This is a genomic window from uncultured Escherichia sp. (genome assembly GCF_948475835.1).
GTDB lineage: Bacteria > Pseudomonadota > Gammaproteobacteria > Enterobacterales > Enterobacteriaceae > ECMA0423.
Genome location: NZ_CAOLGM010000004.1, coordinates 1 through 26320, shown reverse-complemented (window position 1 = coordinate 26320; position 26320 = coordinate 1). Strand labels below are relative to the sequence as shown.

The window sequence follows — 26320 nt, the reverse complement described above, 5'->3', positions numbered from 1 at the left end:
CCACTTCCTCTTCGTGATGGCTATCATAACCGGATTTGATCTCAGCGACAGCAAAAAGGATAAAAGTCGTAATTTCATTGAGTTATCAAATTACCTGTGATCACTCTCGCAGATCAACCAACTAGATGGTTGATCTTTTTACCTGCCAGTCGCAAGCTAATCATCACTAAAGAAAACAATATTCAAAAGAGGGTTATTGTATGAAATCCACTCGTCCAGTTGCCGTGATTACCGGAGCCGCTCGTGGTATTGGAAAGGGCTGTGCGCTGGAGCTTGCTCGTGGCGGGTTTAACCTGCTGATTAACGATCGTCCCGATGCCGACAGCGTAGAAAAACTGCATATCACACAACAAGAATGTTTGGCAGAAGGCGTGGAAGTCATTTGCTTCCCTGCCGATGTCGGCGATCTCTCCTTGCATGAAGAGATGCTCGACGCGGCGCAAAACCAGTGGGGGCGTCTGGACTGCCTGCTCAATAACGCCGGGATTTCAGTGAAAAAACGCGGTGACCTCCTCGACCTCGAACCAGACAGCTTCGATCAAAACATTGCCATTAACACCCGCGCGCCGTTCTTCCTTGCTCAGGCATTCAGTAAGCGCTTACTGGCACAGCCGAAACCGGAAGCGGAACTGCCGCACCGCTCGATTATTTTCGTCAGTTCCATCAACGCCATCATGCTGGCGATGAATCGCGGCGAATACACCATTGCCAAAACCGCCGTTTCTGCCGCTGCTCGTCTGTTTGCTGCTCGCCTTTGTAATGAACAAATTGGCGTTTATGAAGTGCGCCCTGGTCTCATCAAAACCGATATGACTATTCCGGCAACGGCTTATTACGACGAACTGATTGCCAAAGGTCTGGTGCCGTGGGGACGTTGGGGTTATCCGGCTGATATTGCTTCCACTGTCCGCGCGATGGCGGAAGGTAAACTGATTTACACCTGTGGTCAGGCGGTCGCCATCGACGGCGGCTTAAGTATGCCGCGCTTCTGAGGCTGAATCATGAGAGATCTGTTACAACGCCCGGATTTATTCAGTATCAATACCGCAACACTGGGCTATAAAACGCCGCTACCCGCCATTATTGATGCCTGCGCCGCGCGTGGTATTGGCGCGATTGCTCCCTGGCGCAGGGAGTTGCAAGGTGAAGATCTCCAGCAAATCGCCCACCAGCTTGCCGCCAGTAACATGAGCGTTTCCGGTTTGTGCCGTAGCACTTACTACACCGCGCCGACACTGGCGGAACGCAAACTGGCGATTGATGATAACCGCCGGGCGCTGGACGACGCAGCGGTGCTTAACGCCGCCTGTTATATGCAGGTGGTTGGCGGTCTGCCAACGGGCACAAAAGATCTGTACGAAGCGCGGGAACAAGTAAAACAAGGGATTCGCCAGTTGCTGCCACATTCGAAAGATGTCGGCGTGCCAATTGCGCTGGAGCCACTGCACCCGATGACAGCTGCCGATCGCTCTTGCCTGTGCACGTTACGCCAGGCGCTGGACTGGTGTGATGAACTCGATCCCGATGGTGAGTTTGGCCTCGGCGTGGCGGTGGATGTTTATCACGTCTGGTGGGATCCGGATCTCGCCAGTCAGATCCTGCGTGCCGGAAAACGCATCCTCGCGTTTCATGTTTCCGACTGGTTAGTGCCGACCACTGATCTGGTCAATGACCGTGGTATGCCGGGAGATGGCGTCATCAATATTCCGTCAATTCGTCGGCTGGTTGAAAACGCCGGATTTAATGGTGCTATTGAACTGGAAATATTCTCGCCTTACTGGTGGCAGAAAGATATTAACAGCACGCTGGATATTAGCGTCGATCGCATCGCGCATTATTGTTAAGGAATGATCATGAGTGACCAACCCGTTCTGTTCAGCAGAGTGGCGGCTTCCTGCCGCCTGACATTGAACCGTGAAGATAAATGTCATGCTATTAACGAAGAGATGATCGAATCTCTCGACCATTATTTAAATGAAATTGAAAACGACACCACATTACGATTAGTCGAATTAACGGCAACCGGCGATAAATTCTTTTGTGCGGGCGGCGATATTAAATCGTGGTCGGCCTATTCGCCATTAGATATGGGCAGAAAATGGATTAAACGCGGTAATGACGTTTTTAATCGCCTGCGAAACATACCCCAATTAACCGTTGCGAATCTCAACGGTCATACCATCGGCGGTGGTATTGAACTGGCCTTGTGCTGCGATATTCGTATTGCCCGCCCCGGCGCGAAATTCTCTAACCCGGAAGTGATGCTCGGCATGGTGCCTGGCTGGATGGGCATTGAACGTGTGCTTAATCAGGTTGGTCCGGTGGTCGGTCGCCAGATGCTGATGCTGGGTAAACGCCTGACGGCGCAGGAAGCCCAGGCGGCGAATTTAATTGATGAAGTGGTAGAAAAAGAACAGGTGGAAAGCTGGATGGCGAACCAGTTAGCGCAGCTGGAAAAATGCGGTCCGGTGGCACTGGCGCATATTAAGCAACTGATTCTGGCACTGGAAAATAAACATGCCGATTACCCGCACCAGCTACTGGCCGGATTAATGTCTGCCACTCAGGATTGCCAGCAGGCGACGCGCGCCTTTGCCGAAAAAAGTAGCGTGAGCTTCCATAATCAATAAGGAAATTGTATGCGTAAGATAACAACCGCCGAGGCACTGGCGGCGCAAATTCAGGACGGCGCAACCATTGCCATTAGCGGTAACGGCGGCGGCATGGTGGAAGCTGACCATATTATGGCCGCCATTGAAGCGCGTTTCCTGCAAACCGGACACCCGCGCGACCTGACGCTAATCCACTCGCTGGGTATTGGCGATCGCGACTGCAAAGGCACTAACCGTTTTGCGCACGCAGAGATGCTCAAACGCATTATTGCCGGGCACTTTACCTGGTCGCCCAAAATGCAGGCGCTGGTAAAAAATAACACGATTGAAGCCTACTGCTTTCCTGGTGGCGTGATTCAGGCACTGCTACGGGAGATCGGCGCCGGACGTCCGGGGCTTTTTACCCACGTTGGGCTGGGATCGTTTGTTGATCCACGCAATGGCGGCGGTAAGTCGAATGAATGCACTACCGACGACCTGGTAGAACTGATTGAAATCGACGGTGAAACCAAACTTCGTTATCGCCCTTTCAAAGTGGATTACGCGATTTTGCGTGGCACTTATGCCGATCCTCGAGGCAACGTCAGCCTTGAAGAAGAAGCGATTGATATGGATAGCTATTCCATGGCGCTGGCAGCACACAACAGCGGCGGCAAAGTGTTCGTACAGGTACGCGATGTGCTGGAAGCTGGCGCGATTGAACCACGCCGGGTCAAATTACCGGGCATTCTGGTTGATGGCATCGTTGAACACCGCGAACAACCACAAACCTATCTTGGCGGTTACGACCTGACCATCAGCGGCCAACATCGCCGTCTGAGTTCTAACGACGCCATTGAACTGGTTAGTCATCCGGTACGTCGCCTGATTGCCCGTCGGGCGGCACGCGAACTGGTAGCTGGCGCTTCAACCAACTTTGGCTTTGGTATTCCTGGGGGTATTCCAGGCGTAGCGCTGCGCGAAGGCGTGCCTTACCAAAGTTTATGGCTGAGCGTCGAGCAAGGCGTGCATAACGGTATGATGCTGGATGATGCGTTTTTCGGCTGCGCCCGCAACGCCGATGCCATTATTCCATCACTCGATCAATTTGAGTTCTACAGTGGCGGAGGGATCGATATCACCTTCCTCGGCATGGGAGAGATGGATCAGTACGGTAACGTCAACGTCTCCCATCTCAATGGCAATCTGATTGGCCCCGGCGGATTTCTCGAAATTGCGCAAAACGCCCGTAAAGTGGTGTTCTGCGGCACGTTCGACGCTAAAGGCAGCAAGATCGATATAACGCCAGATGGCTTGCATATCGCCCAGTCAGGTCAAATCCCTAAACTGGTTACCCTGGTGGAAAAAATCACTTTTAGCGCCGCCTACGCACAGCAAAGTGGTCAGGAAGTGTTGTATATCACTGAGCGCGCAGTATTCCAGTTAACGGCAGAAGGCGTTGAATTAATTGAAATCGCGCCGGGTGTGGAGATTGAGCGCGACATTCTGCCGTATATGGCTTTCCGTCCAATTATCAAGCACCCACGCCTGATGGAAAGTAGCCTGTTTACGCCGATGGAGGATGCATGAGTCAGCTTGATGACACCATCCTTGATGCGCTGACACACGTCACTTTCCCAAAGGGGTTTGTGTCAGCAGAGCCAACGTCAATTGTCACCGTTGAGGATGTTGATTACCCGATCTGGCAAGTTGATGCGCTGGTCGTTGGTAGCGGCGCAGCAGGATTACGTGCGGCAGTTGAACTTAAACGCCGCCAGCAAAATGTGCTGATCGCTACCGCCGGGTTATATATGGGGACGTCGGCATGTTCTGGTTCCGATAAACAGACACTATTTACCGCCGCTACCGCGGGCAACGGCGACAACTTCACCAAACTGGCAGAGGCACTGGCGAGCGGTGGGGCGATGGATCACGACACCGCTTATGTCGAAGCGGTAGGTTCTCTGCACACTCTAGGCGGGTTGCAATATCTTGGTCTGGAATTACCGGAAGATCGCTATGGCGCGATTCTTCGTTATCAAACCGACCATGACGAAGCCGGGCGTGCAACCTCGTGTGGGCCGCGTACCTCAAGGTTAATGGTGAAAGTGCTGTTGGAAGAAGTACAGCGCCTCGCCATTCCAGTGTTGACCAGTGCAACAGTGATTAAACTGCTGCATCAGCGTGACGAAAACGGCGAAGACCGCGTGGCAGGGGCAATCCTCGCGACCGGTCATCGCGCCCATAACCCATGGGGGCTGGCAATTGTGACTGCGCCCAATGTGGTACTGGCAACAGGAGGGCCTGGCGAGCTTTATCGCGACAGTGTTTATCCACATAAATGCTTCGGCTCGCTGGGGCTGGCGCTGGAGGAAGGTCTGACGCTAACCAATCTGACCGAAAGCCAGTTTGGTATAGGCACGCCGCGTAGCACGTTTCCGTGGAATTTATCCGGCACCTATGTACAGGTGATCCCGTATATCTATTCCGTGGATGCTGAGGGTAACGAGTATAACTTCCTCGCGGATTACTATCGCACCACCCAGGAGCTGGCTTCAAACATTTTCCGTAAAGGCTATCAGTGGCCGTTCCACGCCACGCGGGTGATGGATTTTGGCTCCAGCTTGTTAGATATGGCAGTAGCGCAAGAGCAGCAATCAGGGCGTCAGGTATTTATGGATTTCAATCGCAATCCTGAAGCGGTGCCGGGTGACCTGCCGTTCTCATTAGATCGACTGGACGACGACGTTCGCGCGTATCTGGAAAATAACGACGCTCTGGCACCATCGCCCATCGAACGGCTGCAACGAATGAATCCGCTGTCTATCTCGCTGTATAAGATGCACGGTTACGATCTCACCACACAGCCTTTGCAGTTTGCCATGAATAATCAGCATATGAATGGCGGCATTGAAGTGGATATCTGGGGACAAACCTCCCTGCCCGGCTGTTTCGCCGTGGGGGAAGTTGCTGGCACACACGGCGTCACTCGCCCTGGTGGTGCAGCATTGAATGCCGGGCAGGTTTTTGCTGTTCGTCTGGCACGTTTTATTGGTTGCACGCAAAAGCGGAATATTGATGGAGATATAGCACAGCTGGTAGCTCCTACACTGGCTTCTATAAGAGAGATCATTACTCAGGCGCACGATAACGGGACCGGGATGCCGTTGTCGGTTGTGAGAGAAAAAATTCAGGCACGAATGTCTGACCATGCGGGATTTATTTGCCATGCCGATAAAGTCCGACGCGCCACTCGCGATGCCCTGCTATTGAGCGAATTTGTCCAACGGCATGGATTGGCTATCAAACATGTGGGTGAAGTTGCCGAGCTGTTTATGTGGCGGCATATGGCACTGACTTCTGCCGCCGTATTAACGCAATTAACGCATTATATTGACGCAGGTGGTGGTAGTCGGGGAGCACGTATTATTCTCGACAGGGATGGAAATTCTATTCCGCAAACACGAAATGGTTTTTGTGATGCCTGGCGCTTTCGTTCAGAGCGTACTGAGGATAAAAAAGATAAACTACTTATTCATTATTGCAACGGTATCTTTCACGTCAGAGAAACACCTGTTCGTGAGTTTCCTATTATCCGAGGTATTTGGTTTGAAAAAAACTGGCCTGGTTTTCTTAATGGGACAATTTACCAGCCACAGGATGAATGATATTGCAAAGGTTAATCACTATGCGAAATATAATTAGATCTATTAATGCTCTGCTTGCAGCATTGAACATTACCATTTTGGCGATCATCGTGGCATGTGTGACGTGGCAGGTGGCTGCACGATTTATATTTACTAGCCCCAGTATTTTTACAGATGAACTCAGCCGTTTGCTCTTTATTTGTCTTGGACTTTTTGGTGGGGCATACACCGCAGGGCAAAACCGGCATCTGGCGATTGACCTGCTACCTATGATGCTGAAAGGAAAAGCCCGACGTCATTTATTTTTGTGTATTCAGATTATCGTTATTATCTTCGCAACCATCATTATGGTATATGGTGGTGGGCTATTAACGATGGATACATTCGATTCAGGTCAGACCTCGCCCGCTTTAGGCTGGCAAATGGGATATATCTATATGAGCATCCCGATTAGTGGTGTACTTATTATTATATACACCATAGATATGGTTTTAACCGAACTTAAACAACCACTCTAAAGATAACAAACAACAACCAACCATAGTAGGAATGGAGAAATTATGGATTACTGGTTACCGATTATTGTGTTATTTGGTGCCTTCTTTTTTATGTTGGCATTAGGTGTACCTATTGTTTATGCCATTGGTTTATCGACACTGGCATCAATTTCCACACAACTCGATTTCAACTCAGCATTGAGTGTGGTTTCCCAAAAGTTAGCCTCCGGGTTAGATAGTTTTACGTTGTTGGCAATCCCATTTTTTATCTTGTCTGGCAACATTATGAATCATGGAGGAATAGCGCGACGATTAATCAACTTTGCCCGTATTCTCGGCGGTCGTCTGCCAGGCTCACTTGCCCACTGTAATATTCTCGCCAATATGCTGTTCGGGGCAATTTCTGGTTCAGCCGTGGCTTCGGCGGCTGCGATGGGCGGCGTCATGCATCCGCAACAGGTTAAAGAGGGCTACGACCCGGCATTCAGTACTGCGGTTAACGTTGCCTCTGCCCCGACGGGTTTGCTTATTCCACCAAGTAATACGTTAATCGTCTATTCACTGGTCAGTGGTGGTACTTCTATTGCCGCACTGTTCCTGGCGGGTTATGTTCCGGGGATTTTGCTGGGTCTGGCACTGATGGTAATAGCCGGTATTATCGCTGTACGTCGCGGTTATCCAAAACCAGAACGTCCGACTTTGCGCCAGGCTGGCGTTGCGATATGGATGGCTATCCCCAGTATTTTCCTGATTGTGTTAATTATGGGTGGCGTACTAAGCGGTATTTTTACTCCAACCGAAGCCTCCGCAATTGCGGTAATTTATACCCTTTTCCTTGCACTGGTTCTTTATCGTGAAATCTCAGTTAAAGATTTACCTAAAATATTTCTGGAATCCGTTATTACCACTGCAATTGTCTTGTTATTAATTGGTTCTTCGATGGGAATGTCATGGGCAATGTCAAACGCTGACGTTCCCTTCCTGATTCTCGATTTGCTTAACACTATTTCTGACAACCCAATAATAATCCTGCTTATTATCAATATTATCCTGTTGATTATCGGCACTTTTATGGATATGACACCGGCGGTACTGATTTTTACGCCGATATTTTTACCGGTTGTCACCGAACTGGGCATGGACCCGATTCACTTTGGTATTGTCATGGTGCTGAACATGTGTATCGGTATTTGTACTCCGCCTGTAGGCAGTGTGTTATTTGTCGGTTGTAGTGTATCTAAATTACCGATTAATAAAATTATCAAACCTATGCTGCCATTCTATGCCGTGATGGTATTGGTGCTGGCAATGGTGACCTATATTCCGCAAATCAGTATGGCATTGCCAAGAGCACTGGGCTACTGATGCGCATTCACTGGCGGCACCTGCCGCCATATTTATTAGAAAAGGAACATCTATGAAAATAAAAGTATCCGCTGGCATTATCGGTGCTGTTCTTATGTTATCCGCAAGCCAGTCCTGGGCAGTGACATTAAAACTGAGTCATAATCAGGATAAGTCTCATCCTGTTCATAAAGCGATGGAGTTCTTTGCGAAAAAGAGCAAAGAGTACTCTAACGGTGATATTACTATTCGTATTTATCCAAATGGAACATTGGGTACTCAACGAGAAACAATGGAGCTGATTCGTTCTGGCGCTATTCCACTGGTAAAAACCAATGCGGCAGAAATGGAAGCATTTGAAAATTCCTATAAATTATTTAGCCTGCCTTATTTGTTCCGCGATCGTGATCATTATTATCAGGTCATGCAGGGCGATATCGGGAGAAAAATCCTCGACTCAACGAAAAGCAAAGGTTATTTCGGGCTGACTTTTTATGATGGAGGCGCCCGCAGTTTCTATGGCAATAAACCAGTACTGAAACCAGACGATCTGAAAGGCATGAAAGTCCGTGTCCAGCCAAGTCCTGGCGCAGTTGAAATGATCAAAGTCATGGGCGGTAACCCGACGCCACTGGATTACGGCGAGTTGTATACAGCCTTACAGCAGGGTGTGGTCGATATGGCAGAAAACAGCGTGATGGCGCTGACCACCATGCGTCACGGTGAAGTGGCAAAATCCTTCAGCCTTGACGAACACACTATGGTTCCCGATGTGGTTCTGATGAGCAATGCTGCGTTTGATAAACTTAGCCCGGAAAATCAGGCAGTTATATTAAAAGCAGCTAAAGAATCAATGAGCTATATGAAAGACTTGTGGAGCGAGGAAGAGAAACAAGAATTTGCGAAACTGGATAAAATGGGCGTGAAAGTCTACCAGGTAGATAAAGCTCCGTTTATCGAGAAAGTACAGCCAATGTACGCAAACTTCGCTAAGGACAACCCAGCCCTTGCCCCAATGCTGGCTGATATTCAGGCAGCTAAGTAATTATCTTCGTAGGGCTGCTTATTGTGGCCCTTATCGATATCTGCAAGTGCTCGCTACAAAAGCAAAACGCCGACCAATGGTCGGCGTTTTTACGTCTCGTTGAATAACGAATTATTCAGCTACTACGTTTACGATCACTTTCGCGAATACTTCGCTGTGAACCTGGAAGCTCACTTCGTGTTCGCCAGTGGTACGCAGAACGCCGTTCGGCAGACGAACTTCGCTCTTAGCCACTTCAACGCCAGCTGCAGTTACAGCGTCAGCGATGTCGCGAGTACCGATGGAACCGAACAGTTTACCTTCGTCGCCAGCTTTAGACGCGATGGTAACAGTTTCCAGTGCATTGATTTTCTCAGCGCGAGCATTAGCAGCTGCCAGAACTTCAGCCAGTTTAGCTTCCAGTTCAGCGCGACGTGCTTCGAAGAATTCAATGTTTTTCTTGGTAGCTGGAACAGCTTTACCCTGCGGTACCAGGAAGTTACGAGCATAGCCCGCTTTAACGTTTACCTGATCACCCAGGCTACCCAGGTTTGCTACTTTATCAAGCAGAATAACTTGCATTACCTTATCCTCTCAAAGTCGTATTAATGGACCGTGACCGATTACTGATGGCGATCAGTGTACGGCAGCAGGGACAGGTAGCGAGCGCGTTTGATAGCGCGAGCCAGCTGACGCTGGTATTTTGCACGGGTACCGGTGATACGGCTTGGGACAATCTTACCGCTTTCGGTGATGTAGTTTTTCAGCGTAGCGATATCTTTATAGTCGATCTCTTGAACGCCTTCCGCGGTGAAACGGCAGAACTTGCGACGACGGAAATAACGTGCCATATGGCTAGTCTCCAGAATCTATCAATTCAATCTGCTCGGCATGCAAAACCATTTTGCTCAGTCCGTTCTTTGCCTTGTGGCATGAAATGAACCCCTGAACGGTTATGCGACTGCCGACCGTTATACTGTGAGTAATGGCCTGGTTTTCGTGTCCGCTAACAATAACGGGCATTTGACACCATGCCTGCCGGTGAAAGCCGGCTTCCTCCTGCACAGAACGATGCTCAAGCACGAACTGGCAGTGAGGAATTCCTGATGGACTGACCTTTCGAAGGGGAGTCCTGCACACGGTGCCGGACAACACCAGACGGTTGGTCATCAGAAATTACTCTTCAGAATCCCCAGCTTCAGCATCATCAGCGGTTTCGTTTGCGAAATCATCGCGACGCTCACGGCGCTCGTCTTTCGCTTTAACCATCGGAGATGCTTCGGTAACAGCGTGCTTGGTACGCATAACCATGCTGCGGATAACGGCATCGTTGAAGCGGAAGGTAGTTTCCAGCTCATCGATCACTTCCTGCGGAGCTTCAACGTTCATCAGAACGTAGTGTGCTTTGTGCAGTTTGTTGATCGGGTAAGCCAGCTGACGGCGGCCCCAGTCTTCCAGACGGTGGATCTTGCCTTCTGCACCAGTGATGGCAGCAGTGTAGCGCTCGATCATGCCCGGAACCTGTTCGCTCTGGTCAGGATGGACCATAAAAACGATTTCGTAATGACGCATCGAATTGCTCCTTACGGATTATTCAGCCTCCTGTCTGGGTCAGCCGAATCCCGGGGAGGCAAGGAACGTGTTAAAGGTCGGCTGAAAAATGACGCGTTATAGTACTTGTATGCCCCGCTAAACTCAAGGCCAGCCGACAAATAAATCTCATCTTTCGCTCAAAAGAACTAACTCCCTGATTTGAAGTTCATCACATTCCGTCACAGTGTTTTTTCGAACAACTGCATCAGAAATGGTCACCATCAACTTCTTTATCATTGATTAAAATTAAATCAGAAGATCATCACAGAGGAGAGCACACAAAGTCAGCCGTCGAGGAGGTATCTATGTTCAGTCGAGTTTTAGCCCTTCTGGCTGTGCTTTTGCTAAGTGCAAATACATGGGCAGCCATTGAAATTAATAACCACCAGGCCAGAAACATGGATGATGTGCAAAGCTTAGGCGTGATTTATATCAATCATAATTTCGCCACTGAAAGCGAAGCGCGTCAGGCATTAAATGAAGAGACAGATGCGCAGGGCGCAACGTACTACCACGTAATTCTGATGCGGGAACCGGGGAGTAACGGCAATATGCACGCCAGCGCGGATATTTATCGCTAGCACCAGGTATAACCAACGAAACATTGCCATAGTTTGCTTTGCCCCCTTCGCAGGGGGCTTTTTTATACGGTTATTCACCGAATTGCGACTTCCGGATCTGGCTCATGAGTAATGCGATTACGTAAGTCGCGGCGCATAATCTCTATTATCCAGAACCAGAAAATATGCCCCAGGATTTCAGACGCATATTCGTCAAAAGGCAATTGAGTGAGCGGCGGCGTTAAATTCAGCGCCGGGCAAAATATACCGTGGACTGCCACTGTCACAATAAGCCCTGCTAATATCCCCTGCCATAATTTCACTTTCGGAAAAATTTCCGCGACAACACAATACCCTATCGCAAAAACCAGTGAGAAGATGATATGCGTCACCATCACCGGGTTGATAATATGTTCCGAGAATGTGTACACAGTTTGGGTTGGGTCGATACCTAAATAATCTCGTAGAAAGATATACGGCGGGTTAAATTCATCGCGACCACCGGAAAATGTGCGCGGTGGCAAGGGGACTTCCGCTCCCCATTTAACAAATGCTGAAATAATGCCTGAAAGTACACCCACAAGTAACGCAACGCCATAGCGGCGACGCTGCGGATCCGTTCTGACAAACAATCCTTTGATAGCCATAAAGCACCTGATGTTGATGATTTTATTAACTGGAGAGGCCCCGGAATCAGACCAATTACATCCCGCAGGAGGTAATAATTCCGGGGCGCACTGCTTACTTCTGCCCGTAATAGGCGTTAGGACCGTGCTTACGCATGAAGTGTTTATTCATGAGGAAGCTGTCGATGTGATTCAGTTGTGGGTTAATGCCGCGGGCAATCCACGCCATTTTCGCCACTTCTTCCATCACCACCGCGTTATGCACCGCATCGTGAGCATCTTTCCCCCAGGCGAACGGCCCGTGCTGATACACCACAATTCCCGGCGTATGCAGCGGCTCGGCGTTGCCCAGCGTTTCGATAATCACTTTGCCGGTGTTCAGTTCATACTCGCCCTGCACCTCTTCTTCGCTTAACCCGCGCGTACACGGAATGTCGCCAAAGAAGTAGTCGGCGTGCGTGGTGCCTAACGCCGGGATCGCCAGCCCCGCCTGCGCCCATGCGGTGGCATGAGTGGAGTGGGTATGGACAATGCCGCCAAGCGACGGGTAACGACGGTAGAGTTCAAGATGCGTCGCGGTGTCGGAAGACGGACGATATTCCCCTTCCACCACCTTACCGCTCATATCGACCACCACCATATCGTCTGCTTTCATGGTTTCGTAGGCAACGCCGCTGGGCTTGATCACCACCAGCCCGCGTTCGCGGTCGATAGCGCTGACGTTGCCCCAGGTAAAGGTCACCAGCCCATAGCGCGGCAGATCCATGTTGGCTTCAAACACCTGCTGTTTTAGCTTTAGCATTATGCCGCCTCCACCATGCCTGCTTTGGCCATGCGCGCTTTCACCCAATCGCGCGCTTTCGCCACTTCTGCCGCCGGGTCTTCCGCCGTTTCGCTCCACATCTCAATCAGGTACGGCCCGCAATAGCCACTCTGTTTGAGCGTTTCGAAACAACGTTCGAAATCCACTACACCTTCGCCAAACGGCACGTTTTTGAAGACGCCAGGTTTGGTGTCTTTCACATGTACCGCGACGATATGCCCGATTCCGGCCTGCAACTCCATCTGCACATCGTTGTCCCACGCCGACAGGTTGCCGATATCCGGGTAGAGCTGGAACCACGGATTGTTGAGATAGTGCGCGTAGCCCAGCGCCTTGCTGATGGAGTTCATCAACGGATAATCCATGATCTCCATCGCCAGCGTCACCTGCGCGCGGCTCGCCATCTCAACGCTCTCTTTCAGGCCGTCACGGAAACGACGACGCGTTTCGTTATTGGCTTCCTGATAGTAAACGTCATAGCCCGCCAGCTGGATCACGCGAATGCCAACGTCCTGGGCGAACTGGATGGCTTTACGCATAATCTCCAGCCCCTGCGCCCGCACCGCGTCATCTTCGCTGCCCAACGGGAAACGACGATGGGCAGAAAGGCACATGGACGGCACACGCACGCCGGTTTCAACAATCGCATTCACCAGCGCCAGACGCTGCTCGCGGCTCCAGTCGAGGCGCGACAGGCGCTCGTCAGTTTCATCTACCGACATCTCGACAAAATCGAAGCCCAACGTTTTTGCCAGTCGCAGGCGTTCCAGCCAGCACTCCCCGGCGGGGAGCGCTTTTTCATAGATGCCAAGCGGGATTTGTTTGGACAACATATCCGCTCCTTAGCCCCACAGTTCGGCGATGGAACGTTTGAACTGACGTGCAGCTTCAACCGGAGAAGCGGCATCACGGATGCTGCGACCAGCGATAAACACATGAATCGGAATACCTTTGAACAGCGGCAGATCTTCCAGCGCCAGGCCACCGGTGACGGTGACTTTGAAGCCCATATCGGAAAGACGTTTGATCGCGGTAATGTCCGCTTCGCCCCACGCCACGCCTGCGGCCTGCGCGTCACGGCTGCGGTGATAAACCACCTGCCCAATGCCTGCGTCACGCCACTGCTGCGCCTGTTCCCAGGTCCAGTAACCGGTCAGTTCGATCTGCACGTCGCCGTTAAACTCTTTTGCCACGTCCAGCGCACCTTTGGCGGTGTTGATATCCGCACAGCAAATTACGGTCACCCAGTCAGCGTTGGCTTCGAAGCACATACGCGAAAGGATTTTGCCCGCATCGGCAATTTTGGCGTCTGCCAGTACGATTTTGTGCGGGTAGAGCGCTTTCAGGTCACGAACCGCACGCACGCCTTCGCCCACGCACAGAATGGTGCCCACTTCGATAATGTCGACTTCTTCGGCAATCAGGCGAGTGGTTTCGTAGGCGCTATCCATAGTCTGGTTGTCCAGCGCGACTTGCAACATCGGTAATGACATCTTCAATTCCTTCTTAAGCTGCCGCGTTGGTGCGGTCAATGAGATCCAGTACTTCCTGCTCGGTACGGCAGGCACGTAAACGGTCGAAATTCTCTTCATCTTCAAACAGATTGACGATCTGCATGATGCCCACTTCCTGGTGAGTGTTGGCATCGACCGCCGCCATGGTGATGAGGATATCCACCGGATCGTTATCTTCGTGGTTGAACTCCAGCGGCTTTTTCAGCGTCACCAGCGCAAAACCGGTTTTCTTAACGCCCTCTTCCGGGCGACCGTGCGGCATTGCCAGGCCTGGTGCGAGCACAAAGTACGGACCATGCTGTTCAACCGCATCCAGAATCGCCTGGTAGTAACGCGGCTCGACAACATCCGCCGCCACCAGCAGGTCAACGCCGATTTTTACTGCGTCCTGCCATGTCTCAGCTTCAGCCTGCAGGCGGATGGATTTATTCTCCGCCAGCGAATCACGTAATTTCATGGCGCGTCCTTACTTCACATCCTGCGGGAAATGCGCTTTGATCACTTCCAGCAGTTTCGGGCCAAAATCGGCAGGAGAGAGCATGTTGCGCACGCCAACCACGTATTTGTTGCCGGTCACGGTGATTTCGCCCGCAATGTGCGTAGAAGCGATGATGATATCCGCGCCGCTCAACTCGCTTTTGTATTCGCCAACCGCGCAGCTATTTACCGTGTGGTCAATGTTTGATTGGGTTAAAAACTGGTCCACTTTCATCTTCATGATCATGGAACTGCCTTGTCCGTTGCCACACACAGCCAGAATACGTACGGTCATAATCAAAACTCCTTATTAAGCAGACTGTTCTGCCAGTTGTTTTTCTGCATCTTCTTCTGCGCGCAGTGCGCGGCCAGCGAAGAACATATAAGCCAGTGCAATTACAATGATGACGGCCATAAAGGCGATACCGATGGAGAAGAAGCCCTGCATCATCGGCGGTGCCAGAATCGACCAGTCCGCCATGCCCATCCAGGCGCTCATACCGGTGAGTTTCACCGCCCAGACGCAACCAAAGATTTCGATCATCCCCATCACCAGACAAATCTTCAGCGCCGCACGCCAGCCGCCGAAGTGGTTAGCGAACACGCCGATGGTGGCGTTGGAGAAGAACATCGGGATAAAGCCGGGAATAATCAGGATCGAGGAACCGCAGGCGACCAGGATGCCAACCGCAATCAGCTGACCGATGGTGCCCCACATAAAGCCCCAAACCACGGCGTTCGGCGCGAAGCTATAGATAGCCGCACAGTCAATCGCCAGAACCGCACCAGGGATCAGGCGCTGGGAGATACCGTTAAATGCTTCAGAGAGTTCCGCCACAAACATGCGCACGCCCTGAGTGATGATGAAGATCGCCACCGCGAAGGAGAAACCAGTTTGCAGGATGTACACCGTCCAGTTCACTTTGCCTGCCATCGCCTGCACGGTGTCGATACCGAAGGAGAGCAGAATGGCACCAAAGAAGATGGTCATCACAATCGCCGTGGAGACGATGTTGTCGTGGAAAATATTCAGCCAGCCTGGCAGTTTGAGGTCTTCAACGCTTTCCTCTTTTTTGCCGAGGAACGGCGCAACTTTATAGGCAATCCATGATGCAAACTGTTGCTGGTGACCGATGGAGAAACCGCAGCCGTCCGTCACTTCCTGAGTCGGCTTGTACATCATGTTGGAGGTAATGCCCCAGTAGAGCGAAACCAGAATCGCCGTGCAGATAATGGTTGTCCACATGGAGTAGCCGAAAATAAACAACGTAACGGCAATCAGCCCCGCCTGCTGGAACATGATATGACCAGTCAGCATGATGGTACGAATACCGGTAATGCGACGCAGCAGCACGTAACAGATGTTCAGCACCAGCGCTAACAACACCGCGTAACCTACCCAGCTATAGGCATCGCCCATGCGGTCGATGGTTGCCATCATCGACGCGTAAGTATCGGAAATTGCGCCGTTAATGCCGTAGACTTCGGACATTTTCGCCACCACCGGTTTGAAGGTGCTGGTGAGGATGCCGGACCCTGCCTGCAACAACATGAAACCAATTATGGTTTTAATCGTGCCTTTAATAATAACGCTGACACTTTTGCGCAGTAGGATGTAGCCCAGACAGGTCACAATACCCAGCAACAACGGGGCATTGGTCATGACCTGGTTAAAAAACACGGTAAAGATGTTGTAGAGGATCTCCATAACGATCTCCTGAAGAAGAGGTAACCGGGTATTCCGCACACCCGGAATGTTGTGCACTCACTCTAATTTTCAAAAGTAATCACAACAAGATTATTTATGATTAAATGTGACGCGACCCGCAAATAATTCCACACGGATAGAGTGGGATTCACACAACGAAACAATTATTTATTTAAATTCATTTGGTTAATTTAACTACACATTCCATTAAATCTTTCCACACTCAAAATCAACAACAACTTCCCTGGCAAAAAGTCAAAAAATGGTCATTGCCTTCCTGAAAAAATAGTGTCAGGATTAATCAAAACCAATCACATATTGATTCGAATTGAACTATCATGAAGGTAAATGGCGATGAGTAAAGTGAAAAGTATCACCCGTGAATCCTGGATCCTGAGCACTTTCCCGGAGTGGGGTAGCTGGTTGAATGAAGAAATTGAACAAGAACAGGTCGCTCCTGGCACATTTGCGATGTGGTGGCTTGGCTGCACCGGGATCTGGTTAAAATCGGAAGGTGGCACCAACGTTTGCGTTGATTTCTGGTGCGGCACTGGCAAACAAAGTCACGGTAACCCGTTAATGAAACAGGGTCACCAAATGCAGCGCATGGCTGGCGTGAAAAAACTGCAGCCAAACCTGCGCACCACCCCGTTTGTTCTTGATCCGTTTGCGATTCGCCAGATCGACGCGGTACTGGCGACTCACGATCACAACGATCATATCGACGTTAACGTCGCTGCTGCCGTGATGCAGAACTGTGCTGATGACGTACCGTTTATCGGACCGAAAACCTGTGTGGATTTGTGGATTGGCTGGGGCGTACCGAAAGAGCGTTGCATCGTGGTCAAACCGGGCGATGTAGTAAAAGTGAAAGACATTGAAATTCATGCGCTTGATGCTTTCGACCGTACTGCACTGATCACCCTGCCTGCCGATCAAAAAGCGGCTGGCGTACTGCCAGATGGCATGGACGATCGCGCGGTGAACTACCTGTTCAAAACGCCTGGCGGCTCCCTGTATCACAGCGGCGACTCCCACTACTCTAACTATTATGCGAAGCACGGTAACGAACATCAGATCGATGTGGCGTTAGGATCGTATGGTGAGAACCCGCGCGGTATTACCGACAAAATGACCAGCGCCGATATGCTGCGTATGGGTGAAGCCCTGAATGCGAAAGTGGTTATCCCGTTCCACCACGACATCTGGTCAAACTTCCAGGCCGATCCGCAAGAGATCCGCGTGCTGTGGGAGATGAAAAAAGATCGTCTGAAGTATGGCTTCAAGCCGTTTATCTGGCAGGTTGGCGGCAAATTTACCTGGCCGCTGGATAAAGACAACTTCGAGTACCACTATCCGCGCGGTTTCGATGATTGCTTCACTATTGAACCGGATCTGCCGTTCAAGTCATTCCTGTAATCTGTCGTTTATACCGGATAGCGTGGAGAAGTTCGCGCTATCCGGCGTAGTATTTCCTGGCTATTTCAAATATCATCTAAAAAAATCAAATTTTATCGGAGTAGCTCATGACTGAAGCACAAAGACATCAAATCCTCCTGGAAATGCTCGCACAATTGGGCTTTGTGACCGTTGAGAAAGTCGTTGAGCGTCTGGGAATTTCGCCTGCCACTGCGCGACGCGATATCAATAAACTTGACGAAAGCGGCAAACTGAAAAAGGTGCGCAATGGCGCAGAAGCTATTACCCAGCAGCGCCCGCGCTGGACGCCGATGAATCTGCATCAGGCGCAGAATCACGATGAAAAAGTACGTATCGCTAAAGCAGCCTCGCAGCTGGTTAATCCGGGCGAAAGCGTAGTCATCAACTGCGGCTCCACCGCGTTTCTGCTTGGGCGGGAAATGTGTGGCAAGCCAGTGCAAATCATCACTAATTATCTACCGCTGGCAAATTACCTGATCGATCAAGAACATGACAGCGTGATCATTATGGGTGGACAGTACAACAAAAGTCAGTCCATCACTTTAAGCCCGCAGGGCAGCGAAAACAGTCTCTATGCCGGGCACTGGATGTTTACCAGCGGAAAAGGGCTGACCGCAGAAGGGTTGTATAAAACCGATATGCTGACAGCAATGGCAGAGCAGAAGATGCTGAGCGTGGTAGGGAAACTGGTGGTACTGGTTGATAGCAGTAAGATTGGCGAACGCGCGGGAATGCTTTTTAGCCGTGCCGATCAAATCGATATGCTGATCACCGGCAAAAATGCTAACCCGGAAATCCTGCAACAACTGGAAGCGCAAGGGGTCAGCATTCTGCGTGTTTAAAGATGCTGGCGGAAAAATGTCACGGCAGCATCTAACGCCTCAGGCGTAATGCGGTGACGCACGCCTGGCTGCCATGAACAGGTTAGCAGTTTATCCCGTCCCGTCTCGCTTAAGGCCTGCTGCAAACGTAGTGATTCGTCGGCAGGCACAACGTCATCGTCGAGGCCATGCCACAGCAGTAGAGGTCTGTCCCCAAGTTGTTCCAGGTGGTTTGTCGCTTCCCACTCTGCCAGCGGCGCGATAATGTTATTGAATTCATTCTGCTGTGCTGCCGTTTCAGGTATCAGCGGTGGAAACAGTGAACGGGCGAGCGATGTAAAATAGCCCGATCCCATCATGCTGGCGGTACATTTCACCGTGGGGTGGCGAGCGGTAATTCCCAGTGCCGTCATCGCGCCCATCGACGCGCCACCGACTGCCAGACGGTCATCAAGCAGCCAGTTTTCTTCGGCTATTGCCGCACGTAAAGTAGTGAATTCCTGCATACTTTGTAGCAAGATTTGCCAGAATTGATTTAACCGCCGCGCTTCGTCGCTACTAAAACGGCTACCGTGATCGGGCGCATCCGGCATGATCACCCGCAAACCAGCCTGCGCCAGCGCAACGGCAAAATAGCTATACACCAGGCTGGATGAAGTAAAGCCGTGATAAAAAATTACGCACGGTAACGGGGTATCTTTTTGCCCGACAGGATAAGCATGAAGAACGGGAATATCTGCCAGCTCGCGTGATTCTATTTCAATCATCTGTCTCTCCTTTTTGTCTGGTATGACATGAAGAAATCCTTAGCACAAGTTTCTGCTGGCGGTATTAGTTCATAATGTTGAGATGTGGGTTACGCTTTCGTCACGTTTTCATTCGAAAATCGCGTACCAGGTAACAATTCGGGAACATTCCCCCAAAGTTAAATTAATAAGGCACTACACTATGGTTAGCAGGAAACGTAATAGCGTTATTTACCGGTTTGCCAGTTTATTATTGGTGTTGATGTTAAGTGCCTGTAGCGCACTGCAAGGTACGCCACAGCCAGCACCGCCAGTAACGGACCATCCGCAAGAGATTCGCCGCGACCAGACGCAAGGGTTACAGCGAATAGGCAGCGTAAGCACGATGGTTCGGGGTTCTCCGGATGACGCATTAGCAGAAATCAGAGCGAAAGCTGTCGCTGCAAAAGCTGATTATTACGTTGTCGTCATGGTGGACGAAACCATCGTGACAGGACAGTGGTATTCACAAGCCATTTTGTACCGTAAATAAATCAGACAACTTACATAGTCAGCTTTACATTGCTTTGCGTCCCTATGCGTTTACCTGTGCACAATAAATTACCGGCTGGAAGCCTGGGCGTTTATTACCGCGATGGAATGCCCTGCAACATGTGGGGAAACGAAAAATGGAGCTGACGATGAAACAATTACTTGCCTCACCCTCGCTGCAATTAGTGACTTATCCTGCGAGCGCCACGGCACAGTCTGCAGAATTCGCCAGTGCTGACTGCGTGACGGGCCTGAATGAAATAGGTCAGATCTCAGTTAGCAATATTTCAGGGGATCCGCAGGACGTGGAACGTATCGTGGCGTTAAAGGCCGATGAACAAGGTGCGTCATGGTACCGCATTATTACCATGTACGAAGACCAGCAGCCTGATAACTGGCGCGTACAGGCGATACTGTATGCATGAGTGTCATCTACAGCAAATGAACAATGCCGGATGCGGCGCGAGCGCCTTGTCCGGCCTACAATTTTCACATATTTCATTTAGTTAATCGAAACCAGCGTCGCATCAGTCGTATACGCTTACACACACACTCCCCCCGTCGCCCGCAGCAATAAATCATTCTGGATCTGCTCTGACAACCGTACGCCGCCGCGCGTATCTAACATCACCTGACACCACGCCTGCGCCATTGGCGGAGAAGCATATTTCAACATTTGCGCACCGCAGCCCAGCAGGAATAGCTGATGAGTAATCTCTCGCCTCAGTTCTTCAGCTGGCTTACGCAGCTGCTGCTGTAAACGACGAACCGCGCGATCAAAATAGCGATCCTGCCCTTTCACTTCCACAAACGCTTCCGACAATAAGTCGTATACGCCCGCTTGCTTATTGAGAACGCGCAGCACATCCAGGCACATAATATTGCCGGAACCTTCCCAAATACTGTTTACCGGCATCTCCCGGTAAAGCCGCGGCAGCTCGCTCTCCTCGCAATAACCAATGCCGCCCAGCACCTCCATCGCTTCGGCCACAAACGGCATACCTCTTTTGCAGATCACAAATTTTGCCGCAGGCGTAAATAAACGCGCCCACAGGGCTTCTTTGGCATCGGCACGCCGGTCCCACGCTCGCGCAAGACGAAACAGCAACGCCGTTTGCCCTTCAAGCTGAAGTGCCATGCGACTTAAGACATGACGCATAAGGGGCTGTTGGATCAATGGATTACCAAAAACATGGCGTTGATGTGCATGATAAATCGCCAGCGAAAATGCACGGCGCATCATGGCATGGCTACCCAGGGCGCAATCAAAACGCGTCATCCCACCCATTTTCAGGATCAGACGAATTCCTTCCCCTTCCTGCCCCAACAACCAGCCAATGGCATCCTGAAACTCCACTTCGCAGCTGGCGTTAGAGCGGTTACCCAGCTTATCTTTCAGCCGCTCGAGGCGAATCGCGTTGCGTTGCCCGTCAGGCAAAAAGCGCGGCACAAAAAAGCAGGACAAACCGCCCGTAGTCTGCGCCAGCACCAGATGCGCATCGCTTTGCGGCACCGAGAAAAACCATTTATGCCCCACCAGCCGATAAGAGCCATCTTCCAGGCGCTCTGCGCGGGTGGTGTTGCTCATGACATCGGAACCGCCCTGCTTTTCCGTCATTCCCATGCCAATCAACAAACCGCGTTTTTGCCCACCTGGCAATAAGTGAGAATCGTAGCGATCGCTCAGCAGCGGCGTGGTCCAGTCCTGAAACGGCGCGGGTAACATCTGTAACAGCAATGGCGTGGCGGCAAAGGTCATGGTTATCGGACATAACGACCCTGCCTCAACCTGTGCGTGCAACATAAAACGCGCCGCGCGCGCCACAAATGCGCCGGAGCGAGCGTCTTCTTCCCAGGCAAGATTGTGCACCCGATTGGTACATAGCGCCTGCATCAGCAGGTGCCAGGCGGGGTGAAAACGCACATCGTCCAGACGGCGTCCTTGCGCATCGTAGCGCAATAATTCAGGCGGATTCACATTCGCCAGCCGCCCCAGTTCAAGGGATTCAGCCGTTCCTAACTGCTGACCAATACTGGCTAGAAAATCGCTATCCCAGCCAGCACCTTCACGCGTTACCGCTTCGCAGAGCGCGCCATCAGACAGGTATAAGTTGCTGTTATTTAATGGTATAGGTTGATTAAAAACGGTGTGAGTTTGCCAGTGCACTGTGTCTCCCTCCATCAATGGCAGTCACCATTAGTATGGTCACTGCCATGGATTCATGACAGAAAGAGATTGCTAAAACATTCTTATCCAGCAATGTAATGCGGAACGAAACGTGAGGTGTCTTTGGTGATCAGTGTGTTATCTTCACGGATCCCCATTCCGCACGCTTCATCATCGACAATCCAGCTACCGATGAGTGTGTAGCTATCGCCAAATCGCGGCAGAGGTTGAAACGCCTGGTAGATCATCGGTTCATCGGCGTAATCACCATCAGCGTGGTCAACGACGTTATTCTGACCGTCGAAAATGGTGACGTTTCCGCCTTCGCGCGAGTAGATCGGTTTACGCACATAGCTTTCGCCAGCGGCAATCTGCGATTTTTCACCCTCAAACCAGGATGCAAGAAGGTTAGGATGACCAGGGAAGAAGCGCCAAAGCAGCGGCATTAGCCCTTTATTACTCAAGATACTTTTCCATAACGGCTCCACCCATTGCTCGCGACGCTTGCACAGCAGCGGACCGTTATCGTCACGCATCATCCACTCCAGCGGATACAGCTTAAATGCACGCTGGATGACATTATCATCAAGATCGGTCAGTACACCGCCGACGCCCAAACCGAGATCTTCAATGTAGATAAACCGCGACTCCTGCCCTGCCTGCTGAGCGCAGTCCTGCAAGTACAGCACGGTAGTCCTGTCTTCATCGGTGTCCTGACAGCAGCAGAAATAAAACGGCTCCCGGCTATAAAGCTCGCTAAAGCGTGAAATCAGGCGTTCCTGAATGGCATTGTACTGATCGGCATCACGCGGAATAATGCCGCTGCGCCGGGCATCCTCCAGCCACAACCACTGGAAATAAGCCGACTCATACAACGAGGTCGGCGTATCGGCGTTGTACTCCAGCAGCTTCACCGCCGCATTGCCACACCAGGCAAAATCCATCCGGCCATACAGCGAAGGATCGCGTGCGCGCCAGCTTTCGGCGATCACATCCCAGTACAACGGCGGGATCGCCAGTTGCGTCAGGATCTCTTCGTCTTTAACCGCGCGATCCACCACCTCAAGGCACATCTGATGCAGTTCCGCAGTCGGTTTTTCGATCTGCTCTTCAATCTGGCGCAGAGTAAAACGGTAAGCCCGACTCTCGTCCCAATAGATTTCATTGTCGATGATATGAAAGTCGAAACCGTTGTTAGCGGCGATCTGGTCCAGATCCCGTCGCACAGGAACGTTGTGTCTCAGCATGATTAGCCTCCCCAATGCCCACGGGCGCTGGAAGAACGACCATAGCCGCCGCGCGAAACGGTTGACGCTTTTTTGGTGGTAAAGCCGCCTGAAGAGTAAGACTCTTTTTTGCCAGAACCGGAGCGCCAGGAGTAATCACCGGAAGTGTTGCGCCAGACGGGGCGGGAAGCAAATGAGGATCCGCCGCTGTTATAGACGAACGGCTCATCGCGATCTTTACGAATAACTCGGCTTAACAAAAATCCAGAAACGACCGGGATCCAACTCTGTTCAACATTGTCGTAGTAGCAATTTTCGTACTTAGACTGACAGTTCTGCTGAGTCATATTCTTCGGAACATCGGCATAAAATGCCGCTTTGGCGTTGTTCCAGCCACGCGCGCAAATGTCGGCATTATTACCGTCATCAATACAATCCTGCACTGTCGAATAAAACGTTCCGTCGCCGTCGTTATCGACATCGCCACTTTCACTCCATCCTTTGACTATTAAAAAAACGGCACCGCCCATTAGCACCAACGTTAAGTATTTTTGTGCGTAGCGATTGCGGCGCGGCTCAAAAGGATTATGCGGTCTTCCAATGCGACTGATCGCTCCGTGACCAATTTTACTGTTATTTCTTGATTTGCGTTTTCTGGCCATGATCGTCCATTACCATGTCATACAAGCTGCGTTAAAAATACCACCAGCCAGTGCGGCGGTTCCCATAAACATTCCTGCTGCGGTATTGTGATTAATAATTTTTTCGCTTAATGCGGGCATATAAAGTCTGACACCAGCAAAAACGAGTAACTGAATCACCAGTGCAATCCCGCCCCAGGCGAAATAGTCTGGAATACTCACCGCATTGATTGCCGCACTGGATAAGGGGATCACGTAACCGAACAATGTACCGCTGAATGCCAGTGACGCCGCGGTATTATTGTTTTTGATTAATTGCCATTCGTTGTGCGGTGTAATTTTGGAGTAGATAAACAGAAAAATAATCACCATAGCCACGCCAATAAAAAAATAGGCACTAAAGGCAAGAAGTGAATCCAGTATATGCATTGTAAACGTCCTTGTAATTAACCAATAATATGAAGTGATGTCAGCGGGATATCGACACCCAACGCGCGCGAAAATAACCACTCTGGCTCGCCGAGATCGTTAAAAGATTCCTCACCATTTAACAGCAAATATTCGTAAGTATCTTCGGTTACTTGGCGTTGGTAGCCCATGGTAAAATTATGGACCTCCCATTTGGCATGGTTTTGATTTTCTACTTTTTCCAGCATGTAGACGGGTTCGATATTTCCCGGTTCTTCGCTGTTAAAAAATCGCTGCCAGCGTTTTTCCTGCCAGTTTAAGATCATTGCCCCCATCACTTTGGCGTTGATCGCCTCGCGCCAGTGACTCTCTTTACTGATACCGTAGCTCTCTTCATAGACAAAGAGCTTGATATCATCAATGTCATCAATATCTTCGCCGCCGGTGGTATTGATTTGCAGAAATTCATCGCCTGAAGTGTAGTAGCGGAAAATCTGACTACCGCCGCCCAGATCGATGTGGCTGACAGCGGCTACCGTAAATTCCTCACCCGGCAGCGCAATCAGCAATTCATCTTCCAGCAAACGAAACGCTAACGTGTCGAGCGTAAAGCCACTATTGAGATGAAGTCCCAGCGGACCGCGAGCGATAGCAGGCTTATTATCCTTGCCAAACAGACGCTGGAAAAAACCAGACATATTTTATCCTTAAAATAGTTGCCAGCCTTTTAGCGAGGCTGGCAAAAAAATTACTCGCCCTGTTGGCGTTGCAGTCTTGCTAATACATCCTGGGCGCTACTTTTATTGCTACCGCCAATTCCGGCTTCCGCCAGCTTTTCATCAAGATCGCGACCGTCTGCGACTTTTTCCAACTGTGCAGCAGCATCCAGGCGAGCCTGACGTTCGGCCTGACGCGTTTGCAGGCGTTTTAAGGATTCTGCCGCTGTCGAAACGCTGGAAGATGCGCCAACGGTAGAGGTTGTTACAGCCTGTTGTGCACGCTGCATGGCTTCAGTGGCTTTAACGACTTCCATTTGCTGCTCAAACTGAGCGATACGCTGCGCTGTCGCTGTAACTGCTTTTTCCACGCCATCACGGGAGACTTCCAGATTCGACAACACTTGCTCTTCAGCGGTAATGAGATTCTCAAGGCGCGCGATTTCTTCAGCAACTTCGTTAATCAACGACGGATTAACGTTCTTGCTTAACGCTTCCAGCGCACGGGCTTCCAGACTGGCTTTGCGCTCACGTAAATCTTTCAGCTTATCGTGACTTAATTTCACCCGCGCCAGCAGATCAACGCGAGATTTTCCGGCTTTATCGAGTTCAGCTTTAGCGTCACGAATATGCTGTTCCAGCATGCGCACGCCCTGGGTTTCTTCAATGGATTCTTCCGCCTGGGAGATAAACGATTTCCCCAGCGTAAATAAACTTTTTAAAATTCCCATAAATACCCGTCCTTGTAATTAGTGTGAATATTCTTCTGTAATTTCAGCCAGATCCAATGCGTTATCTACCAGCGAGGTTATCTCAAGCAGGATATCTTCAAGAGAAGATTTAAGCGATAACGCCCCGAAAACAATGTAATACTCTTCCTGTTGCACGCTGGAGATTCCTACCGATGACAACGGCATCATCTTCTGATTTCTTAATAAGAAGGTATTAAATTCATCTGGATTGCTGATACTACTTACCGGACAAATAAAGGTTTCGATAATCATTTGGCGGGAAGTAAAAAGAATATTGATTTGCAAATCGCCATAATCATTCATTTTAATAATTAATGCGCTCTCGCTATTTGTCACATCAATATTTTGTTCAGGTACAGTTTGCAGCGCCGTCGCCAGCGCCAACGGATTCCATGTCATATATTATTCCATATAGATTTAGTTTAAATATTAATAAAATGAATATTTGCAGTACGTAATTATCTTACC

Annotated in this window: 32 protein-coding genes; 13 read left to right on the top strand and 19 right to left on the bottom strand. The window is 50.5% G+C overall.

Annotation, left to right across the window (positions count from 1 at the left end; genetic code table 11):
• Positions 1-200: 200 nt before the first annotated feature.
• From QZF50_RS01585 to QZF50_RS01550, 8 genes are read left to right on the top strand one after another with little or no spacing between them, the layout of a single operon-like run.
• The gene (locus tag QZF50_RS01585; RefSeq protein WP_000843401.1) at positions 201-992 is read left to right on the top strand and encodes a 3-ketoacyl-ACP reductase; all 792 of its coding nucleotides are present in this window, start codon (positions 201-203) and stop codon (positions 990-992) included.
• 9 nt (positions 993-1001) lie between these two features.
• On the top strand, positions 1002-1844 hold the full coding sequence (locus tag QZF50_RS01580) for a sugar phosphate isomerase/epimerase family protein (protein ID WP_001205226.1): 843 nt from the start codon (positions 1002-1004) through the stop codon (positions 1842-1844).
• Between the two features lie 9 nt (positions 1845-1853).
• On the top strand, positions 1854-2630 hold the full coding sequence (locus tag QZF50_RS01575; RefSeq protein ID WP_001283564.1) for an enoyl-CoA hydratase/isomerase family protein: 777 nt from the start codon (positions 1854-1856) through the stop codon (positions 2628-2630).
• A gap of 9 nt (positions 2631-2639) precedes the next feature.
• On the top strand, positions 2640-4181 hold the full coding sequence (locus QZF50_RS01570; RefSeq protein WP_001226974.1) for an acyl CoA:acetate/3-ketoacid CoA transferase: 1542 nt from the start codon (positions 2640-2642) through the stop codon (positions 4179-4181).
• Complete coding sequence (locus QZF50_RS01565; RefSeq protein ID WP_023568933.1) at positions 4178-6259, top strand: FAD-binding protein; 2082 nt, start codon at positions 4178-4180, stop codon at positions 6257-6259. Before QZF50_RS01570 ends, QZF50_RS01565 begins: the two co-directional genes overlap by 4 nt.
• A 20-nt stretch (positions 6260-6279) precedes the next feature.
• On the top strand, positions 6280-6756 hold the full coding sequence (locus tag QZF50_RS01560; RefSeq protein ID WP_001244358.1) for a TRAP transporter small permease: 477 nt from the start codon (positions 6280-6282) through the stop codon (positions 6754-6756).
• A gap of 42 nt (positions 6757-6798) precedes the next feature.
• A complete protein-coding gene (locus tag QZF50_RS01555; protein ID WP_000386849.1) occupies positions 6799-8100 on the top strand; it encodes a TRAP transporter large permease in 1302 nt (433 codons plus the stop codon).
• A gap of 52 nt (positions 8101-8152) precedes the next feature.
• Positions 8153-9124, top strand: a complete 972-nt coding sequence (locus QZF50_RS01550) for a TRAP transporter substrate-binding protein (RefSeq protein ID WP_000695886.1) — start codon at positions 8153-8155, stop codon at positions 9122-9124.
• 111 nt (positions 9125-9235) lie between these two features.
• On the opposite strand, the gene rplI is transcribed toward QZF50_RS01550, so the two are convergent.
• From rplI to rpsF, 4 genes are read right to left on the bottom strand one after another with little or no spacing between them, the layout of a single operon-like run.
• Positions 9236-9685: a 50S ribosomal protein L9 gene (gene rplI / locus QZF50_RS01545; RefSeq protein ID WP_001196062.1), complete on the bottom strand. Its 450-nt coding sequence runs from the start codon at positions 9683-9685 to the stop codon at positions 9236-9238.
• 41 nt (positions 9686-9726) lie between these two features.
• Positions 9727-9954: a 30S ribosomal protein S18 gene (rpsR, locus tag QZF50_RS01540; protein ID WP_000135199.1), complete on the bottom strand. Its 228-nt coding sequence runs from the start codon at positions 9952-9954 to the stop codon at positions 9727-9729.
• Positions 9955-9958: 4 nt separating this feature from the next.
• A complete protein-coding gene (priB, locus tag QZF50_RS01535) occupies positions 9959-10273 on the bottom strand; it encodes a primosomal replication protein N (RefSeq protein WP_001296681.1) in 315 nt (104 codons plus the stop codon).
• A 6-nt stretch (positions 10274-10279) separates the two neighbouring features.
• Complete coding sequence (gene rpsF, locus QZF50_RS01530; RefSeq protein WP_001216676.1) at positions 10280-10675, bottom strand: 30S ribosomal protein S6; 396 nt, start codon at positions 10673-10675, stop codon at positions 10280-10282.
• Positions 10676-11001: 326 nt separating this feature from the next.
• Here rpsF and yjfY point away from each other — a divergent pair, with 326 nt between their 5' ends.
• Positions 11002-11277, top strand: coding sequence for a DUF1471 family protein YjfY (gene yjfY / locus QZF50_RS01525; protein ID WP_000492914.1), 276 nt, complete (start codon positions 11002-11004; stop codon positions 11275-11277).
• Positions 11278-11351: 74 nt separating this feature from the next.
• Here the strand turns inward: yjfY and QZF50_RS01520 are convergent, their stop codons facing one another.
• The 7 genes from QZF50_RS01520 to ulaA all read right to left on the bottom strand — a co-directional run bounded on the left by QZF50_RS01520 (position 11352) and on the right by ulaA (position 16404).
• Complete coding sequence (locus QZF50_RS01520; RefSeq protein WP_000985137.1) at positions 11352-11903, bottom strand: DUF1440 domain-containing protein; 552 nt, start codon at positions 11901-11903, stop codon at positions 11352-11354.
• A 94-nt stretch (positions 11904-11997) separates the two neighbouring features.
• Positions 11998-12684 carry an L-ribulose-5-phosphate 4-epimerase UlaF gene (gene ulaF / locus QZF50_RS01515; RefSeq protein ID WP_000916039.1) on the bottom strand — a complete coding sequence of 229 codons (687 nt, stop codon included), beginning with the start codon at positions 12682-12684 and terminating at the stop codon, positions 11998-12000.
• Complete coding sequence (gene ulaE, locus QZF50_RS01510) at positions 12684-13538, bottom strand: L-ribulose-5-phosphate 3-epimerase UlaE (RefSeq protein WP_000949539.1); 855 nt, start codon at positions 13536-13538, stop codon at positions 12684-12686. Before ulaE ends, ulaF begins: the two co-directional genes overlap by 1 nt.
• Positions 13539-13547: 9 nt before the next feature.
• On the bottom strand, positions 13548-14198 hold the full coding sequence (gene ulaD, locus QZF50_RS01505; protein WP_000056749.1) for a 3-keto-L-gulonate-6-phosphate decarboxylase UlaD: 651 nt from the start codon (positions 14196-14198) through the stop codon (positions 13548-13550).
• 13 nt (positions 14199-14211) lie between these two features.
• Positions 14212-14676: a PTS ascorbate transporter subunit IIA gene (gene ulaC, locus QZF50_RS01500; protein WP_000776505.1), complete on the bottom strand. Its 465-nt coding sequence runs from the start codon at positions 14674-14676 to the stop codon at positions 14212-14214.
• Between the two features lie 9 nt (positions 14677-14685).
• The gene (ulaB, locus tag QZF50_RS01495; protein ID WP_000218360.1) at positions 14686-14991 is read right to left on the bottom strand and encodes a PTS ascorbate transporter subunit IIB; all 306 of its coding nucleotides are present in this window, start codon (positions 14989-14991) and stop codon (positions 14686-14688) included.
• A 15-nt stretch (positions 14992-15006) separates the two neighbouring features.
• On the bottom strand, positions 15007-16404 hold the full coding sequence (gene ulaA, locus QZF50_RS01490; protein ID WP_061892639.1) for a PTS ascorbate transporter subunit IIC: 1398 nt from the start codon (positions 16402-16404) through the stop codon (positions 15007-15009).
• 354 nt (positions 16405-16758) lie between these two features.
• On the opposite strand from ulaA, the gene ulaG reads away from it, so the two are divergent.
• Positions 16759-17823, top strand: coding sequence for an L-ascorbate 6-phosphate lactonase (gene ulaG / locus QZF50_RS01485; RefSeq protein WP_001295191.1), 1065 nt, complete (start codon positions 16759-16761; stop codon positions 17821-17823).
• Positions 17824-17930: 107 nt separating this feature from the next.
• Positions 17931-18686, top strand: a complete 756-nt coding sequence (gene ulaR, locus QZF50_RS01480) for an HTH-type transcriptional regulator UlaR (RefSeq protein WP_000133631.1) — start codon at positions 17931-17933, stop codon at positions 18684-18686.
• On the opposite strand, the gene yjfP is transcribed toward ulaR, so the two are convergent.
• Entirely contained in the window at positions 18683-19432 is a 750-nt protein-coding gene (gene yjfP, locus QZF50_RS01475) for an esterase (protein WP_000569728.1), read from the bottom strand. The two genes, ulaR and yjfP, sit on opposite strands and share 4 nt — an antisense overlap.
• 181 nt (positions 19433-19613) lie before the next feature.
• Between yjfP and bsmA the strand changes: the two genes are divergently transcribed.
• Both bsmA and yjfN read left to right on the top strand, forming a co-directional pair.
• Positions 19614-19943, top strand: coding sequence for a biofilm peroxide resistance protein BsmA (gene bsmA, locus QZF50_RS01470; RefSeq protein ID WP_000254636.1), 330 nt, complete (start codon positions 19614-19616; stop codon positions 19941-19943).
• A 148-nt stretch (positions 19944-20091) separates the two neighbouring features.
• Positions 20092-20367 (top strand): DUF1471 family protease activator YjfN, encoded by a 276-nt coding sequence (gene yjfN, locus QZF50_RS01465; protein ID WP_000811566.1) that lies wholly within the window; start codon positions 20092-20094, stop codon positions 20365-20367.
• A gap of 116 nt (positions 20368-20483) precedes the next feature.
• Here the strand turns inward: yjfN and QZF50_RS01460 are convergent, their stop codons facing one another.
• The 7 genes from QZF50_RS01460 to QZF50_RS01430 form a co-directional block, all read right to left on the bottom strand.
• Positions 20484-22109, bottom strand: coding sequence for an isovaleryl-CoA dehydrogenase (locus QZF50_RS01460; RefSeq protein ID WP_001339483.1), 1626 nt, complete (start codon positions 22107-22109; stop codon positions 20484-20486).
• Positions 22110-22192: 83 nt separating this feature from the next.
• The gene (locus QZF50_RS01455; protein WP_061892638.1) at positions 22193-23356 is read right to left on the bottom strand and encodes a glutathionylspermidine synthase family protein; all 1164 of its coding nucleotides are present in this window, start codon (positions 23354-23356) and stop codon (positions 22193-22195) included.
• A gap of 2 nt (positions 23357-23358) precedes the next feature.
• Positions 23359-23997 carry a DUF1190 domain-containing protein gene (locus QZF50_RS01450; RefSeq protein WP_000101649.1) on the bottom strand — a complete coding sequence of 213 codons (639 nt, stop codon included), beginning with the start codon at positions 23995-23997 and terminating at the stop codon, positions 23359-23361.
• A 9-nt stretch (positions 23998-24006) separates the two neighbouring features.
• Complete coding sequence (locus QZF50_RS01445; RefSeq protein WP_000547755.1) at positions 24007-24405, bottom strand: DUF350 domain-containing protein; 399 nt, start codon at positions 24403-24405, stop codon at positions 24007-24009.
• A 17-nt stretch (positions 24406-24422) separates the two neighbouring features.
• Complete coding sequence (locus QZF50_RS01440) at positions 24423-25082, bottom strand: YjfK family protein (RefSeq protein WP_000012553.1); 660 nt, start codon at positions 25080-25082, stop codon at positions 24423-24425.
• 50 nt (positions 25083-25132) lie between these two features.
• Entirely contained in the window at positions 25133-25831 is a 699-nt protein-coding gene (locus QZF50_RS01435) for a PspA/IM30 family protein (RefSeq protein WP_000511955.1), read from the bottom strand.
• 18 nt (positions 25832-25849) lie between these two features.
• Positions 25850-26251 (bottom strand): DUF2170 family protein, encoded by a 402-nt coding sequence (locus QZF50_RS01430; RefSeq protein ID WP_000220137.1) that lies wholly within the window; start codon positions 26249-26251, stop codon positions 25850-25852.
• Between the last annotated feature and the right edge of the window lie 69 nt (positions 26252-26320).